At 72.0% G+C, this 13502-nt stretch carries 17 protein-coding genes; 9 read left to right on the top strand and 8 right to left on the bottom strand.

Annotation, left to right across the window (positions count from 1 at the left end; genetic code table 11):
* Positions 1–27 precede the first annotated feature (27 nt).
* On the top strand, positions 28–1029 hold the full coding sequence (locus tag VGX25_RS21985) for an ABC transporter substrate-binding protein (protein ID WP_326919750.1): 1002 nt from the start codon (positions 28–30) through the stop codon (positions 1027–1029).
* Here VGX25_RS21985 and VGX25_RS21980 read toward each other — a convergent pair.
* From VGX25_RS21980 to VGX25_RS21970, 3 genes are all read right to left on the bottom strand, one after another.
* Entirely contained in the window at positions 1011–1475 is a 465-nt protein-coding gene (locus VGX25_RS21980; protein ID WP_326919749.1) for a hypothetical protein, read from the bottom strand. The genes VGX25_RS21985 and VGX25_RS21980 overlap by 19 nt on opposite strands.
* Positions 1476–1552: 77 nt before the next feature.
* Complete coding sequence (gene meaB / locus VGX25_RS21975) at positions 1553–2515, bottom strand: methylmalonyl Co-A mutase-associated GTPase MeaB (RefSeq protein WP_326919748.1); 963 nt, start codon at positions 2513–2515, stop codon at positions 1553–1555.
* Entirely contained in the window at positions 2515–3702 is a 1188-nt protein-coding gene (locus VGX25_RS21970; RefSeq protein WP_326919747.1) for an acetyl-CoA C-acetyltransferase, read from the bottom strand. Before VGX25_RS21970 ends, meaB begins: the two co-directional genes overlap by 1 nt.
* Before the next feature lie 133 nt (positions 3703–3835).
* Between VGX25_RS21970 and mce the strand changes: the two genes are divergently transcribed.
* On the top strand, positions 3836–4294 hold the full coding sequence (gene mce / locus VGX25_RS21965; RefSeq protein ID WP_326919746.1) for a methylmalonyl-CoA epimerase: 459 nt from the start codon (positions 3836–3838) through the stop codon (positions 4292–4294).
* On the opposite strand, the gene VGX25_RS21960 is transcribed toward mce, so the two are convergent.
* Both VGX25_RS21960 and VGX25_RS21955 read right to left on the bottom strand, forming a co-directional pair.
* Positions 4248–4859 (bottom strand): TetR/AcrR family transcriptional regulator, encoded by a 612-nt coding sequence (locus VGX25_RS21960; RefSeq protein ID WP_326919745.1) that lies wholly within the window; start codon positions 4857–4859, stop codon positions 4248–4250. The two genes, mce and VGX25_RS21960, sit on opposite strands and share 47 nt — an antisense overlap.
* A 97-nt stretch (positions 4860–4956) precedes the next feature.
* Positions 4957–5334, bottom strand: coding sequence for an SPW repeat protein (locus VGX25_RS21955; protein ID WP_326919744.1), 378 nt, complete (start codon positions 5332–5334; stop codon positions 4957–4959).
* A gap of 170 nt (positions 5335–5504) precedes the next feature.
* On the opposite strand from VGX25_RS21955, the gene ccrA reads away from it, so the two are divergent.
* Both ccrA and VGX25_RS21945 read left to right on the top strand, forming a co-directional pair.
* Entirely contained in the window at positions 5505–6836 is a 1332-nt protein-coding gene (gene ccrA, locus VGX25_RS21950; protein ID WP_326919828.1) for a crotonyl-CoA carboxylase/reductase, read from the top strand.
* Positions 6837–6872: 36 nt separating this feature from the next.
* Positions 6873–7994, top strand: coding sequence for a chromosome segregation protein (locus VGX25_RS21945; protein ID WP_326919743.1), 1122 nt, complete (start codon positions 6873–6875; stop codon positions 7992–7994).
* Between the two features lie 7 nt (positions 7995–8001).
* Here VGX25_RS21945 and VGX25_RS21940 read toward each other — a convergent pair whose 3' ends face one another.
* A complete protein-coding gene (locus tag VGX25_RS21940) occupies positions 8002–8448 on the bottom strand; it encodes a nucleoside deaminase (RefSeq protein WP_326919742.1) in 447 nt (148 codons plus the stop codon).
* A 43-nt stretch (positions 8449–8491) separates the two neighbouring features.
* Between VGX25_RS21940 and VGX25_RS21935 the strand changes: the two genes are divergently transcribed.
* Entirely contained in the window at positions 8492–8944 is a 453-nt protein-coding gene (locus VGX25_RS21935; protein WP_326919741.1) for a universal stress protein, read from the top strand.
* Positions 8941–9942 (top strand): adenylate/guanylate cyclase domain-containing protein, encoded by a 1002-nt coding sequence (locus VGX25_RS21930; protein WP_326919740.1) that lies wholly within the window; start codon positions 8941–8943, stop codon positions 9940–9942. The genes VGX25_RS21935 and VGX25_RS21930 overlap by 4 nt, the downstream gene beginning before the upstream one ends.
* Here the strand turns inward: VGX25_RS21930 and VGX25_RS21925 are convergent.
* Both VGX25_RS21925 and VGX25_RS21920 read right to left on the bottom strand, forming a co-directional pair.
* Positions 9919–10689, bottom strand: a complete 771-nt coding sequence (locus VGX25_RS21925; protein ID WP_326919739.1) for an alpha/beta hydrolase — start codon at positions 10687–10689, stop codon at positions 9919–9921. The genes VGX25_RS21930 and VGX25_RS21925 overlap by 24 nt on opposite strands.
* Positions 10689–11450 (bottom strand): alpha/beta hydrolase, encoded by a 762-nt coding sequence (locus tag VGX25_RS21920; protein ID WP_326919738.1) that lies wholly within the window; start codon positions 11448–11450, stop codon positions 10689–10691. The genes VGX25_RS21925 and VGX25_RS21920 overlap by 1 nt, the downstream gene beginning before the upstream one ends.
* A 40-nt stretch (positions 11451–11490) precedes the next feature.
* On the opposite strand from VGX25_RS21920, the gene hisC reads away from it, so the two are divergent.
* From hisC to VGX25_RS21905, 3 genes are read left to right on the top strand one after another with little or no spacing between them, the layout of a single operon-like run.
* Positions 11491–12546, top strand: a complete 1056-nt coding sequence (gene hisC, locus VGX25_RS21915; RefSeq protein WP_326919737.1) for a histidinol-phosphate transaminase — start codon at positions 11491–11493, stop codon at positions 12544–12546.
* The gene (locus VGX25_RS21910; protein ID WP_326919736.1) at positions 12543–13106 is read left to right on the top strand and encodes a class I SAM-dependent methyltransferase; all 564 of its coding nucleotides are present in this window, start codon (positions 12543–12545) and stop codon (positions 13104–13106) included. The genes hisC and VGX25_RS21910 overlap by 4 nt, the downstream gene beginning before the upstream one ends.
* Before the next feature lie 4 nt (positions 13107–13110).
* Positions 13111–13323: a zinc ribbon domain-containing protein gene (locus VGX25_RS21905; RefSeq protein WP_326919735.1), complete on the top strand. Its 213-nt coding sequence runs from the start codon at positions 13111–13113 to the stop codon at positions 13321–13323.
* The last annotated feature ends 179 nt before the right edge of the window (positions 13324–13502 follow it).

Here is a 13502-nt window from a genome sequence, read left to right as displayed (position 1 = left end):
TATGAACACCAACGGAGGTGTCGGTAGATGGTGACAACACGACGCGCGCTGGCGCTCGGCGCCGCCATGGCGGCCGCGACGGTGCTCGCCGCGTGCGGCTCCGGGCAGGTCGGGGAGGCACCCAACCAGGGGGGTCAGACCGGCGCCCAGGGCGGCAACAAGAAGCTCGCCCTCGTGCCGGGCGTGCAGAACGAGCCGTTCTACATCTCCATGCAGTGCGGCGCCGAGGAAGAGGCCCGCGGCGCCGGCTACGAGCTGCAGACCAACGCGCCGCAGCAGTTCGACGCGACCCTGCAGGAGCCGATCGTCACCGGCCTTGCGGCCACCAAGCCGGCCGCGCTGCTGATCGCGCCCACCGACGACGTGGCCATGACCGAGCCGATCAAGCAGGTCAAGAACCTCGGCGTGGTCGTGGTGGAGGTCGACACCGCGCTCAAGGACACCTCGGTGGCCGTCTCCACCATCACGTCCAACAACGAGCAGGGCGGCCGCCTTGCCGCCGAGACGATGTCCAAGCTGGCCAACGGCAAGTCGGGCTCGGTGCTCGTGCTCGACACCAAGGCGGGCACCTCGACCACCAACGCAAGGGCCAAGGGCTTCGAGGACGAGCTCAAGAAGTACCCCAACCTCAAGTCGGCCGGCGTCGAGTTCACCCAGAACGAGCCGGACGTGGCCGCGTCCAAGGTGACCGCGGCGCTGTCGTCCAAACCTGACCTGATCGGCATCTTCGCCACCAACCTCAACTCCGGTGAGGGCGCGGCGACCGGCCTGCGCAACGCCGGCAAGATCGGCGCGGTCAACCTGATCGGCTTCGACGCCTCCCCAAGCGAGGTGGAGGGCCTCAAGGCCGGCGAGTTCCAGGCCCTCATCGCCCAGGACCCCGCCACCATCGGCAAGGAGGGCGTCAAGCAGGCCATCGCCAAGCTCGACGGCAAGGACGTCAAGCGCAACATCGAGGCGCCACTGATCGCCATCACCAAGGAGAACATGAGCGCCAACGAGAAGTACTTCTACAAGACCAAGTGCTGACTCCCCGGGGGGCCAGGGCGCACTGGCACCACACCGGACGCCAGTGCGCCCGTCCGCGCCGCATGCTCGAGCTCGCGCAGCGGATGCTCCCCGAGCCCGTAGCCGACGAACACCACCACGGCATGCTCGTCGTCGGCGACCCTGCGCCAGCCGCCGGGAAGATCCAGCGGGACGTGCTCGAGCAACGGACGGAACCGCGGCCACTCCAGGGTCACCGCGCCGTCCGGGTCGATCCACACCCACCAGCCCGGAATCGGCCGCGGGTCGAGATGCTCGAGATCGGTCGTCAGATGCAGCCCGCGCCCAAGCACCGCCCGGTACAACGCATCGACCGTCACCCCGCCACCGTTGGCCCGGTCCGCCGCCTCCCCTTCCATACACAGCACCGCGCGGCTGCCGCCATGGTTGCCCCAGACGCCGGCCTGCACATGCAACGTGCCGCTCATAACACCAATTCTCATTGGTGAAACTCGGTTACGACAGCCGTGACCGGGCCCAGTTTCCCTTGGTGGGGCAGAAATACCTAAGGGTCCGGCCGCAGCCCGGCGCACCACCGGTCGGCGGCGGTGTAGGGGTCGAGCTCGCCGGCGACGACCTGTTTGGACAGTCGGTCGAGGGTCTCGTCGCCGCGGACGTGGCCGAGGCGCTCGCGGAGCGTGCGCAGGGCGATGGCCTCGATCTCGTCGGCCGCGCGGCGGGTCCGGCGAGCCTCGAGCTCACCGTGGGAGACCAGCCAGTCGTGGTGGGCGTCGACGGCGGACACGAGCTCGTCGACGCCGTCGCCGGTGGTGGCGACGGTGCGGACGACCCGGGGGCGCCAGTGCGGGCCGGGGATCTCCCGGCGGCCGAGGGAGATCATGTGGATGAGGTCGCGGACCGTGGCGTCGGCGCCGTCGCGGTCGGCCTTGTTGACCACGAACACGTCGGCCACCTCGAGGATGCCGGCCTTGGCGGCCTGGATGCCGTCGCCCATGCCGGGGGCGAGCAGCACCAGCGTGGTGTCGGCGAGCGACACGATGTCCACTTCGGACTGTCCAACACCGACGGTCTCGACCAGGACCAGGTCGTAGCCCGCCGCGTCCAGCACGCGTAGCGCCTGCGGGGTCGCCAGGGACAGGCCGCCGAGGTGGCCCCTGGTGGCCATCGATCGGATGAACACGTCCGGGTCGGTGGTGTGGTCGTGCATCCGGATCCGGTCGCCGAGCAGCGCGCCGCCGGAGAACGGCGAGGACGGGTCGATGGCCAGCACGCCGATCCGCCGGCCCCTGCGGCGCAGCGCGGCGATCAACGCCGAGGTGACGGTCGACTTGCCGACCCCGGGCGGCCCGGTAAGGCCGAGCACCCGCGCGCGACCGGTGTGCGGGGCGAGCGCCGCCGCGACGTCCCGCAGCCGCGGGCTGGCGTCCTCGACGAGGGAGATCAGCCGGGCGACGGCGCGGGCCTCGCCGGCCCGCGCCCGGTCGACCAGCCCGGCAAGATCGACCATCAGCCCTTCGGCACGCGGATGATCAGGGCGTCACCCTGCCCGCCGCCGCCGCACAGGGCGGCCACGCCCACGCCGCCGCCCCGCCGGCGCAGCTCGTAGCTCAGGTGCACGACCAGGCGAGCGCCGGACGCCCCGATCGGGTGGCCGAGGGCGATCGCGCCGCCGTTGACGTTGACCTTCTCCGGGTCGAGCCCGAGCGCCTTGGTGGACACCACGCCCACCGCGGCGAACGCCTCGTTGATCTCCACGAGGTCGAGGTCGCCCGGCTTGAGGTTCTCCCTGGCCAGCGCCGCCTTGATCGCGTTGGACGGCTGCTCGTGCAGGCTGGCGTCCGGCCCGGCCACGACGCCGTGCGCGCCGACCTCGGCGATCCAGGGCAGGCCGAGCTCTTGCGCCTTCGCCTTCGACGCCACCACGACCGCGGCCGCGCCGTCAGAGATCTGCGACGACGAGCCGGCCGTGATCGTGCCGTCGGCGGCGAACGCGGCGCGCAGCTTGGCCAGCTCCTCCGGCGTGGTGTCCGGGCGGACGCCCTCGTCGGTGTCGAACACGATCGGCTCGCCCTTGCGCTGCGGGATCGTCACCGGGGCGATCTCCTCGGCGAACACGCCGTTGGCGATGGCCGCGGCCGCCCGCCGGTGCGAGGCCGCCGCGAACGCGTCCTGCTCGGCGCGGGTGACGCCGTAGCGGGTGTTGTACTTCTCCGTGGAGGCGCCCATGGCCACCTGGTCGAACGCGCAGAACAGGCCGTCGTAGGCCATGTGGTCGACCATCGAGACGTCGCCGTACTTGAACCCGGACCGCGACTTGGGCAGCAGGTGCGGCGCCTGCGTCATCGACTCCTGGCCGCCGGCGACCACGAGGTCGAACTCGCCCGCCCGGATCAGCTGGTCGGCCAGCGCGATCGCGTCGAGCCCGGACAGGCAGACCTTGTTGATGGTCAGCGCGGGGACGTCCATCGGGATGCCGGCGGCCACCGCGGCCTGGCGGGCGGGGATCTGGCCGGCGCCCGCGGTGAGCACCTGGCCCATGATCGTGTACTGCACCTGCTCCGGTCGCACCCCGGCGCGCTCCAGCGCCGCCTTGATGGCGACGCCGCCGAGCTGGGCGGCGGAGAAGTCCTTGAGCGAGCCGAGCAGCCGGCCGATCGGGGTACGCGCCCCGGCCAGGATCACGGAACCGGACACTTGGTGCCTCCACGGCAATGCGAACGGGCGTTAACGATGACGATACCGGGTGCGGGGCCCCGACCGAGCTCACTGTGTGAGAGGCCGCACAGGAGAATGCTACTGATCGGTAAACCTGGCCTATCCTCGGTGAATGAACGACGCCCTGAATCCGTTCGTGACCGCCGTCGACCACGTCGGGATCGCGGTGCCCGACCTGGACGAGGCGATCGCGTTCTATCGGGACGTGCTGGGTCTCGAGCTGACCCACGTCGAGACCAACGAGGGCCAGGGCGTGCGCGAGGCCATGATGCGCCCGCCCGGCGACGACGGCACGGGCACGGCCGTGCAGCTACTGGCGCCGCTCGCGCCGGACACCACCATCGGCAAGTTCCTCGACCGCAGGGGACCGGGCGTGCAGCAGGTCGCGGTGCGGGTCACCGACATCGAGGCGGCCACCGATGCCTTGCGCGCCAAGGGACTCCGCGTGGTCTTCGAGGACCCTCAGCCGGGCACCGAGAACAGCCTGACGAACTTCGTGCATCCCAAGGACGCCGGCGGCGTGCTCATCGAGCTTGTGGAGCCGGCGAGCGAACAAGCGCGCAGGCGATGAAGTCGACCTCGCGGTCCATGCAGTCGTCGTCGACGTCCCCTGCCCCACTGCCACCCTCGTGGCGGGCCACCGAATGGCGATAGCTGACCGCCAGCGCCAGCAACCCCGACGCGGCGTCCACATCGGCGACCGCCAACCCACCCGCGCCGGTCGCCAAGATCACCGCACGGACCTGATCGACGACCCGGCGAAACCGTTCCTGCAGCGCCTCCCGCACGGCGCGGTGCGTGTCGGCCTCGCGCCACAGCAGGTGCGACAGCAGCCGCGAGGCCCGCATCCGGGCGTCCAGCTCGGCGACGAGGCGGCGCAGGCTGGCCGCGACGTCGCCGGGCACCACGACCCGGGACGGCTCGATCCGCTCGTCCGGCAATCGCTCGACCAGGGCGGTGAGCAGGTTTTCCTTGCGCGGGAAGTAGTAGTGCACCAGCCCCTTGGGCACGCGGGCCCGGCTGGCGATCCGGGACGTCGGGGTCGCGTCGAAGCCGGACTCGGCGAACAACTCCTCGGCGGCGGCGAGGATCCGCTCGCGCGCGGAGGGATCGTCGGCACCGCCCCGAGACCGCACCCGGACCATCGTGGACCACCCTTCACCCACGGCACGAGGCCCATAACGTAACTCGCCGAGCGTTATGGGCCAACGTGCTTGCGGTGGGAGTGTGCCGTCAGTGCTGACCGGCCATGCCTCGGTGCGCGGCCTGCGCCACCGGGTACGCCACGGCGCCCACGATGACGGTGAGCACGCCGATGATCCAGGACGTCCAGGAGATGCCGGAGAACTCGGTGTAGCCCATCACCCATGGGGAGATGAACATGAGCACGCCGAGCACGATCTGGACCGCCTCGCCGTAGACCATCCCCGGCATCGCGAGCGAGAACAGCCCGTCGAGCGCGATGAGCGCACCGAGAATGATCATGGTCCACAGCGCGGCGTCGTTGGTGTCCATCCACAGGAACGACAGCAGCGCGACCAGGCCGAGAACGACCTCCGCCCAGTCGTGTGGCCTGGTCCAGGGGCGGACCGCGGACGACGACTGTGTCATGGCAAACCACCTCCAACTGTCATGAACCCTGCCGCTTCGAGTGTGCGCCTTGGTTGGCCGGCCGGTCAAGAACGACTGGGTGACGCGTCACACTGGCCTGGATCTGTACCGTTACCGGCCGGTAACGTCAGGTGTGAGTGAGCTGGCGTTAACCGCGGAGGCGCTTGGTGATGCAGAAGATCCTCGACGCGATCATGGCCGACGAGCTGGCCGAGGTCGGCGCCCTACCGGTGCCGGAGAGCTATCGCGGGATCACCGTGCGGGCCGACGAGGTCGACATGTTCGAGGGCCTGGACCCGGCCGACAAGGATCCGCGCAAGTCGCTGCACCTGGACGAGGTGGCCACCCCGGAGGTCGGGCCGGGCGAGGCGCTGGTGGCGGTGATGGCCAGCGCCATCAACTACAACACGGTGTGGACGTCGATCTTCGAGCCGCTGCCCACGTTCGGCTTCCTGCAGCGCTACGGCAAGACCTCGCCGCTGGCCAAGCGGCACGACCTGCCCTACCACGTGGTCGGCTCGGACCTGGCCGGCGTGGTGCTGCGCACCGGCGTCGGGGTCAACGCCTGGCAGCCCGGAGACGAGGTGGTCGCGCACTGCCTGTCGGTGGAGCTGGAGCACCCGGACGGGCACGACGACACGATGCTCGACCCCGAGCAGCGGATCTGGGGCTTCGAGACCAACTTCGGCGGGCTGGCCGAGCTGGCCCTGGTCAAGGCCAACCAGCTGATGCCCAAACCGGCCCACCTGACCTGGGAGGAGGCGGCCGCCCCCGGTCTGGTCAACTCCACGGCCTACCGCCAGCTCGTCACTCGCAACGGCGCCGCCATGAAGCAGGGTGACGTGGTGCTGATCTGGGGCGCGTCCGGGGGCCTCGGGTCCTACGCAACGCAGTTCGCCCTCAACGGTGGGGCCACCCCGGTGTGCGTGGTGTCCAGCCCGCAGAAGGCGGAGATCTGCCGGAGCATGGGCGCCGAGCTGATCATCGACCGCAAGGCCGAGGACTACCGGTTCTGGACCGACGAGCACACGCAGGATCCGCGCGAATGGAAGCGGTTCGGGGCCCGGATCCGGGAGCTGACCGGTGGCGACGACCCGGACATCGTGTTCGAGCACCCCGGCCGGGAGACCTTCGGCGCCAGCGTGTACGTGGCCCGGCGCGGCGGCACGATCGTCACCTGCGCATCGACCAGTGGCTTCCTGCACAGCTACGACAACCGCTACCTGTGGATGCACCTCAAGCGGATCATCGGCTCACACTTCGCCAACTACCGGGAAGCCTGGGAGGCCAACCGGCTCATCGCCCGCGGCAAGATCCATCCCACACTGTCCAAGGTGTACCCGTTGGCGCAGACCGGGCAGGCCGCCCACGACGTGCACCGCAACGTGCACCAGGGCAAGGTCGGCGTGCTGTGCCTGGCGCCGCGCGAGGGACTCGGCGTGCGTGATCATGAGCTGCGCAACAGACTTTTCGGTCAGATCAACCGATTCCGAGGTGTATGAGTTTCGCCCGCGCCGGGGAGCGGTAGCGTAGTGCACATGGCTTTGGGCGCGGATCACGATCTCGTACCGCTGGGGCCCGGCTTCGATGTCGCGAAGCGAGGCTACAACCGACTTCAGGTCGACGAGCATCTCGAACAGGTGCAGAACCAGCTCGACCTGCTGGCGGCCGATCGCGACAACGCCGTGGCGCAGGCGGACGACCTGGCACGGCAGCTGGAGGCCGCGCGGAGCCAGATCGACGAGCTGCGCGGCCAGGTTGAGCGGCTCTCGCTGCCGCCGACCACCCTCGAGGGGTTGAGCGAGCGCCTACAACGGATGCTGCGGCTGGCCCAGGACGAGGCGGGCGAGACCAAGGCAAGGGCCGAGGCGGAGGCCGGGCACATCCGGGCCAAGGCCGAGGCGGACGCGGGCGCGTTGCGGCAGAACTACGAGAAGCAGCTCGCCGAGCTGGACGCGCGCAAGGCCGAGATGGAGGCCGAGCACCGCGGCGTGCTGGAGAAGGCCCGCGACGAGGCGGACAAGATCCGTCGGGCGGCCGAGGACGAGCGGACCCGGCTCGACGCCGAGGCCCAGCAGCGGCGCGCCCAGGTCGAGGAGGACTTCGAGATCGCCATGGCCGCGCGGCGCACCGAGTCCATGCGCGCGCTCGCCGAGCAGGAGGCCACCAGCAAGGCCGAGGCCGAGCGCCGGGTCCGGGAGGCCACCGAGGAGGCGGCCAAGCGCCGGCACGAGGCGATCACAGAGGCGACCGCGCGGGTGCGGGAGGCGACCGAGGAGGCGCACCGCCGGGTGCGCGAGGCCACCGAGGAGGCCAACCGGCGGATCAGCCACGCGGCCCAGCGGGTCACCGCCCTGCGGCAGCTGCGCGCCAAGCTCGCCGAGCAGCTGCACGCCGCGCGCGGACTGCTGGCCGACGCGCACCTCGCCCTGGAGAACGCCGCCCCGGCCCTCGACCCGCTGCCCGAGGAGCACGCGCCCGAGCCCAAGCAGGTGCCGGCGCCCGCACCCAAGCCGGCCACCGAGACGGCCGACGCCCCCACCAAGACGATCAAGCCGGTCGGCGGCCCGCCCAAGGAGCACTGGGAACCCGACGTCGACGGCGACGAGCCGACCAAGCCCCGGGTGCGCCGCCCCACCCCCGGCCGCGCGAGGGGCTAGGGCACCCCTAACCGTCCGTTCCGATGTCCTCGAACCAGAGTTCGGGGTGCTCGGCGATGAAGGCGTTCATCATCGCCACGCACTCCGGGTCGTCCATGATCGTGATCTCGACGCCGTGCTCGGCGAGCCAGTCGTGGCCGCCGGAGAACGTGGTGGCCTCGCCGATGAGCACCCGGGAGATGCCGAACTGGCGCACCAACCCGCTGCAGTACCAGCACGGTGACAGCGTGGTGACCATGGTGCTGCCGCGGTAGCCGCGCCGCCGCCCGGCGTTGCGGAACGCGCTCGTCTCGCCGTGCATGGACGGGTCGCCGTCCTGCACGCGGCGGTTGCGGCCCCGGCCCCACAGCTCGCCGTCGGGTCCGAACAGCGCGGCGCCGATCGGGATGCCGCCCTCCGCGCGGCCGGCCCTGGCCTCCTCGCGGGCGACTTCCAACATGTCGGCGGCATCCATGCGCGGTAGATTACTCGCCAGTAGCGATCTACGCGGAGGAAAAATGGCCGCATATCAGACCATTGTCGTCGGCACGGACGGCTCGGACTCCTCGTTCCGCGCGGTCGACCGGGCCGCGCTGATCGCCGCGGACACCGGCGCCACGTTGGTGATCGTGAGCGCGTACCACCCGGCACGGGCCGAGGACCTCGCCCGGGTCCAGGACCAGCTCGGCCAGGACGTCGCCTACCAGGTGGTCGGCTCGACGCCGGCCGAGGAGGCGGTGCGCACGGCCAGCGAGCGGGCAAGGGCCGCGGGCGCCACCAAGGTCGACACGGTGGTCGTGGACGGCGAGCCGGTGCCGACGCTGGCCAGGGTGGTCGCCGAGCGGGCGGCGGACCTGCTGGTGGTCGGCAACCGCGGGCTCAACACGCTGGCCGGGCGCATCCTCGGGTCGGTGCCGTCGGAGGCGGCCCGCAAGTCCCGGGTGGACGTTCTCATCGTGCACACCACGTGACCGATCTCCCGCAGCGGCTCGAGGAGATCCTGCTCGGCGGCAAGCGGAGGTACACCCGCCTCGAGGTCGCCGCCAAGTCCGGGGTGCCGCTTGAGCGCGCCACCGAGCTGTGGCACTCGCTGGGGTTCGCCGCAGTGCCGGACGACGCCGTCGTGTTCACCGACGGCGACCTGGCGGCGCTGCGCACGGCCAACGAGCTGATCCAGGCCGGCATCACCGACCCGGCGCAGGCCAGCGCGCTGGCCAGGGTGATGGGTCAGCAGCTGGGGCGGCTGGCCGAGTCCCAGGTGGAGACGCTGCGCGACATCCTGGTCGCCGACCCCGAGCTGGCCGCCGACGAGCGGGCGCTGAGCCGGTTCATCGAGCGGCTGGTGCCCGACCTCGAGCGGCTGCAGTCGTTCTCCTGGCGCCGGCACCTGGCCGCGTACTCCGGCCGGGCGCTCGCGGCGCAGGGCGACGACACCGACGCGCGGCACGAGGTGGTCGGGTTCGCCGACATGGTCGGCTTCACCGCGTTCACCCGGCGCTCCAGCGAGGCCGAGCTGGTGTCCGTTGTGGACAGGTTCGACGCGGTCACCGCCGAGGTGGTCGCCGAGGCGCACGGCCGGATCGTGAAGATGATCGGAGACGAGGTGCTGTTCACGGCCGGCGGCCCGGAGCGGGGCGCGGAGATCGCGCTGACCCTGCTGGAGCGGGCCGAGGAGCTGGCGGAGCTGCCGCTGCTGCGCGCCGGGCTGGCCTACGGGCGGGTGCTCAACCGGTTCGGCGACGTCTACGGCTCGGTCGTCAACCTGGCCAGCCGGCTGGCCTCGATCGCCCGCCCCGGCACCGTGCTGATCGACCGCGAGCTGGCCGACGCGCTCGCCGACCACCCGTCCTACGTCATCCGCCACCGCCGGCCGGTGTCGGTGCGCGGCTACGCTCGGCTGCGCGCCTCGGTGCTGCGCCGCGCCGATGCGGTGCGGGTGCCGCGGCTACCGCTCGAACCCGAGGGGTAGGAAACCGCTGACCGCCGCGGTCAGCTCGGCGGGCACCTCGAGCGGCGGCAGGTGCCCGGTCTCGGGGAGCACCACCGCCTCGGTGCCGAGCAGCTCGGCCATGCCGTCGGCGGCCTCGGTCGGGATGAGGGCGTCCTGCTCGCCGTGCAGGATGAGCGCGGGGACGCCGGCCTCGCGCAGGGTGGCGCTGGAGTCGGGGCGGGCGGCCATGGCGCGCTGGGCCCAGGCGACCGACGCGGGCGGGGCCTCCTCGAGGAGGCGCCGGACGGTGTCGACGACGTCCGGGCGGCGCTCGAGGGTGGTCGGGCCGAGCAGCACCGGGAGCATCTGGTCGGCCAGCCAGCCGGCGACGCCCTCGCGCTCGGCCCGCTCGGCCATCGCGTACCGGTTCTCCTTGGCCTGCTGGACATCCGCGGCCGGCCTGGTGTCGATCAGCACGAGCCCGCCGACCCGTTCCGGAGCCAGGCGCAGCACGGCCATGGCCACGTAGCCGCCCATCGAGCAGCCGCCGAGCACGACCCGGTCCAGGGACAGCCGGTCGAGCAGCGCCACCACGTCGGCGGCGACCACGGCCAGATCGGGCTCGGCGTCGTCGAGCGGGGTGCGGCCGAAGCCGCGCGGGTCGGGCGTGATCACCCTGGCGTACTCGGCCAGCCCGGTGCGGGCGCGGTCCCACAGCCGGGAGTCGAACGGAAACGCCGGCAGCAGCACCAGCGGGATGCCGGTTCCGGTGTCTGAGAAGTGCATCAGCCGTCCACGATGGTGACTTTGCGGGTCTCGTATTCCCCCGCCCAGGTGCGCGGCAGCGGGGTCGGCAGGTCGGGCGCGACCGCGGCCACCACCGCGTCGAGCACCTCGTCGGCCTGGCCGACGAACAGGTGCTTGGCGCCCGGGAAATCGATCACCTTGGCCTGCGGGACGGCGGCGAACCGCTCGCGCGCCTCCGGCGGCCGCAGGAAGTCGTCCAGCTCGGGCACCAGGCAGACCACGGGCCGGCCGGACTCGCCCCAGGCCCGCAGGTGCTCCGGCCGGGCGCGCCTGAGCGGCGGCGAGATCAGCACCGCGCCCCGCACGAGCGGGTCGAGCCCGTACATCAGCGCCAGCTCGGAGCCGAACGACCAGCCCACCACCCACACCTCGGGCAGGCCGCGGGACCGGCAGAGGTCCAACGCCGCGGCGACGTCGAGGCGCTCGTCGCGCCCCTCGGAGAACCGGCCGTCGCTGCGCCCGGCCTCGCTGACGGTGCCCCTGGTGTTGAACCGCAGCACGGCGAGACCGGCCAGCGCGGGCAACCGGAAGGCGGCCTTGCGGATCAGGTGGGAGTCCATCATCCCGCCGTGCGTGGGCAGCGGGTGCAGGCAGACCAGCGTCGCGCGCGGGTCGGCGCCGGCGGGCAGGGCCAGCTCCCCGACCAACCGTAGACCGTCCGAAGTGGACAGCGTGAGCGGCTCGCGGCGGGCGGGCAGCGCCGTGTTGCCGCCGATGCGCACCGGTTGTGCTGAGGTCACGCCCAAGAGCGTATTCGCAGCCAATGGCATGATGCTGGACATGGCCATCACAGTGCGCGCAGACCTGGCCGGGATCCCCGACTACGTGCCCGGACGCAAGATCCCCGGCGCGGTCGTCCTGTCCAGCAACGAGGTGGCGACCCCGCCACCCGACTCGGTCGTCGCCGCGATCACCGAGGCGGCCGGCGAGGTCAACCGGTACCCGCTCTGGTCGTCGGACGATCTGCTGGCCCGGCTCGCCGGCGAGCTCGCCGTGGACGCCGGGCGGATCGCCATCGGCGCCGGCTCGGTCAGCCTGACCCAGCAGCTCATCCAGGCCCTGTGCATGCCGGGCGACGAGGTGGTCTTCCCGTGGCGCTCGTTCGAGGCGTACCCGATCCTCACCCAGATCGTCGGGGCCAGGGACGTGCGCGTGCCGCTCACCCCCGACCACGTGCAGGACACCGGCGCCCTGCTGGCCGCGATCACCGAGGCGACCCGGATCGTGTTCGTCTGCAACCCGAACAACCCCACCGGCACCGTCGTGCACGCCGCCGCGCTCGAGCGGTTCCTGGACGCGGTGCCCGACCACGTGCTGGTGGTGCTGGACGAGGCCTACCGGGAGTTCGTGACCGATCCCGAGGTGCCCGACGGCCTGCGGCTGGTCGACGAGCGGGACAACCTGGCGCTGCTGCGCACGTTCTCCAAGGCGTACGGCCTTGCCGGGGCGCGGGTCGGCTACTGCGTGGCGCCCGAGCACGTGGCCGCCGGCATGCGCAAGGTCGCGATCCCGTTCTCGGTCAGCCGGCTCGCCCAGGCCGCCGCGCTGGCCTCGCTGGACGTCGCCGACGAGCTGCGGGCGCGGTGCGCGGCCGTGGTCGCCGAGCGCCGGCGGGTCCGCGACGAGCTGCTCGCGCTGGGCTACGAGGTGCCCGGGTCGGAGGGCAACTTCGTCTGGCTGCCGCTCGGGGAGCGCACCATGGCGTTCAACGAGCACTGCGCCGACCACAAGGTCCTGGTCCGCTCGTTCGCCGGCGCCGGCAGCCGGGTCACGATCGGGCTGCGTGAGGAGAACGACGCCTTCCTGGCGGCCGCGCGCGCCTTCCCGCGCTCGTGAACTGGATCCACCGCCGGCTGTGCCGGTCCGCGTCCTGGGCCCGCGCGGTCGAGGACCAGCTGCTCCCCTGGGCGCTGCACGGCGTCGACCTCGGGGCGGACGTGCTCGAGATCGGGCCCGGCTTCGGGGTCACCACGGCGGTGCTGGCCCGCCGAACCGGGCGGCTGACGGCGCTCGAGGTGGATCCGGCCATGGTCAGCTACCTGGACGGGCGGTTCGCCGACCCGGTGCGCGTGGTGCACGGCGACGGCGCCCGGATGCCCCTGCCGGACAACGAGTTCAGCGCGGCGGTGTGCTTCACGATGCTGCACCACGTGCCGTCGCCGCAGTTGCAGGACCGGCTGTTCGCCGAGGCGTTCCGGGTGGTCCGGCCGGGCGGCGTGTTCGCGGGGATGGACAGCCTGCCGAGCCTGCGGTGGCGGGTGATCCACCTTGGCGACACATGCGTGCCGGTCGACCCGCGGACCCTGCCGGACCGGCTGCGGGCGGCCGGCTTCACCGACGTCGAGGTGCGTGCCGCCGCGCATCGCTTCCGCTTCCAGGCGCGTCGGGCACAATAAGGTCGTGCCGACCTACGAGTTCCGCTGCCGGGCATGCGGCGACACGTTCGACGTGAAGCGCCCGATGGCCGAGGCCTCCGCGCCCGCCACCTGTCCCTCCGGCCACGATGACACGGTGAAGCTGCTGTCCATGGTGTCGCTCGGCGGCCGGTCCGAGGGCGGCGCCCGACCATCAGCCGGCGGCTGCTGCGGCGGCACCTGCGGCTGCGGCGGCTAATAAGGCGTGTTTCGAAAGTGTCGCTGGGGTCGACCAATCTTTGGCGAGGGCGGCCGCCACACGACGACCAGGGCAGGGGCGAGGAACGAGCCCCTGCCCGCAGGCGTCGTCAGCCAACCACCCACAACACCCAACCCCCCACACCGGCCCGCAACCACCCACCCAACCCAACCCAGGCC

This window comes from Actinophytocola sp., assembly GCF_035942955.1.
Lineage (GTDB): Bacteria > Actinomycetota > Actinomycetes > Mycobacteriales > Pseudonocardiaceae > DASYTH01.
Note: the sequence above shows the minus strand (reverse complement) of the source record. Positions and strands in the feature narration are given on the sequence as shown.

What these genes read in the sequence shown, in the direction of transcription:
- ccrA (WP_326919828.1), top strand. Translation starts at nt 5,505, where the DNA reads ATGCAGAAGATCCTCGACGCGATCATGGCCGACGAGCTGGCCGAGGTC.
- mce (WP_326919746.1), top strand. Translation starts at nt 3,836, where the DNA reads ATGAACGACGCCCTGAATCCGTTCGTGACCGCCGTCGACCACGTCGGG.
- VGX25_RS21980 (WP_326919749.1), bottom strand. Translation starts at nt 1,475, where the DNA reads ATGAGCGGCACGTTGCATGTGCAGGCCGGCGTCTGGGGCAACCATGGC.
- VGX25_RS21925 (WP_326919739.1), bottom strand. Translation starts at nt 10,689, where the DNA reads ATGCACTTCTCAGACACCGGAACCGGCATCCCGCTGGTGCTGCTGCCG.
- VGX25_RS21985 (WP_326919750.1), top strand. Translation starts at nt 28, where the DNA reads ATGGTGACAACACGACGCGCGCTGGCGCTCGGCGCCGCCATGGCGGCC.
- VGX25_RS21940 (WP_326919742.1), bottom strand. Translation starts at nt 8,448, where the DNA reads ATGGATGCCGCCGACATGTTGGAAGTCGCCCGCGAGGAGGCCAGGGCC.
- meaB (WP_326919748.1), bottom strand. Translation starts at nt 2,515, where the DNA reads ATGGTCGATCTTGCCGGGCTGGTCGACCGGGCGCGGGCCGGCGAGGCC.
- VGX25_RS21935 (WP_326919741.1), top strand. Translation starts at nt 8,492, where the DNA reads ATGGCCGCATATCAGACCATTGTCGTCGGCACGGACGGCTCGGACTCC.
- VGX25_RS21945 (WP_326919743.1), top strand. Translation starts at nt 6,873, where the DNA reads ATGGCTTTGGGCGCGGATCACGATCTCGTACCGCTGGGGCCCGGCTTC.
- VGX25_RS21955 (WP_326919744.1), bottom strand. Translation starts at nt 5,334, where the DNA reads ATGACACAGTCGTCGTCCGCGGTCCGCCCCTGGACCAGGCCACACGAC.
- hisC (WP_326919737.1), top strand. Translation starts at nt 11,491, where the DNA reads ATGGCCATCACAGTGCGCGCAGACCTGGCCGGGATCCCCGACTACGTG.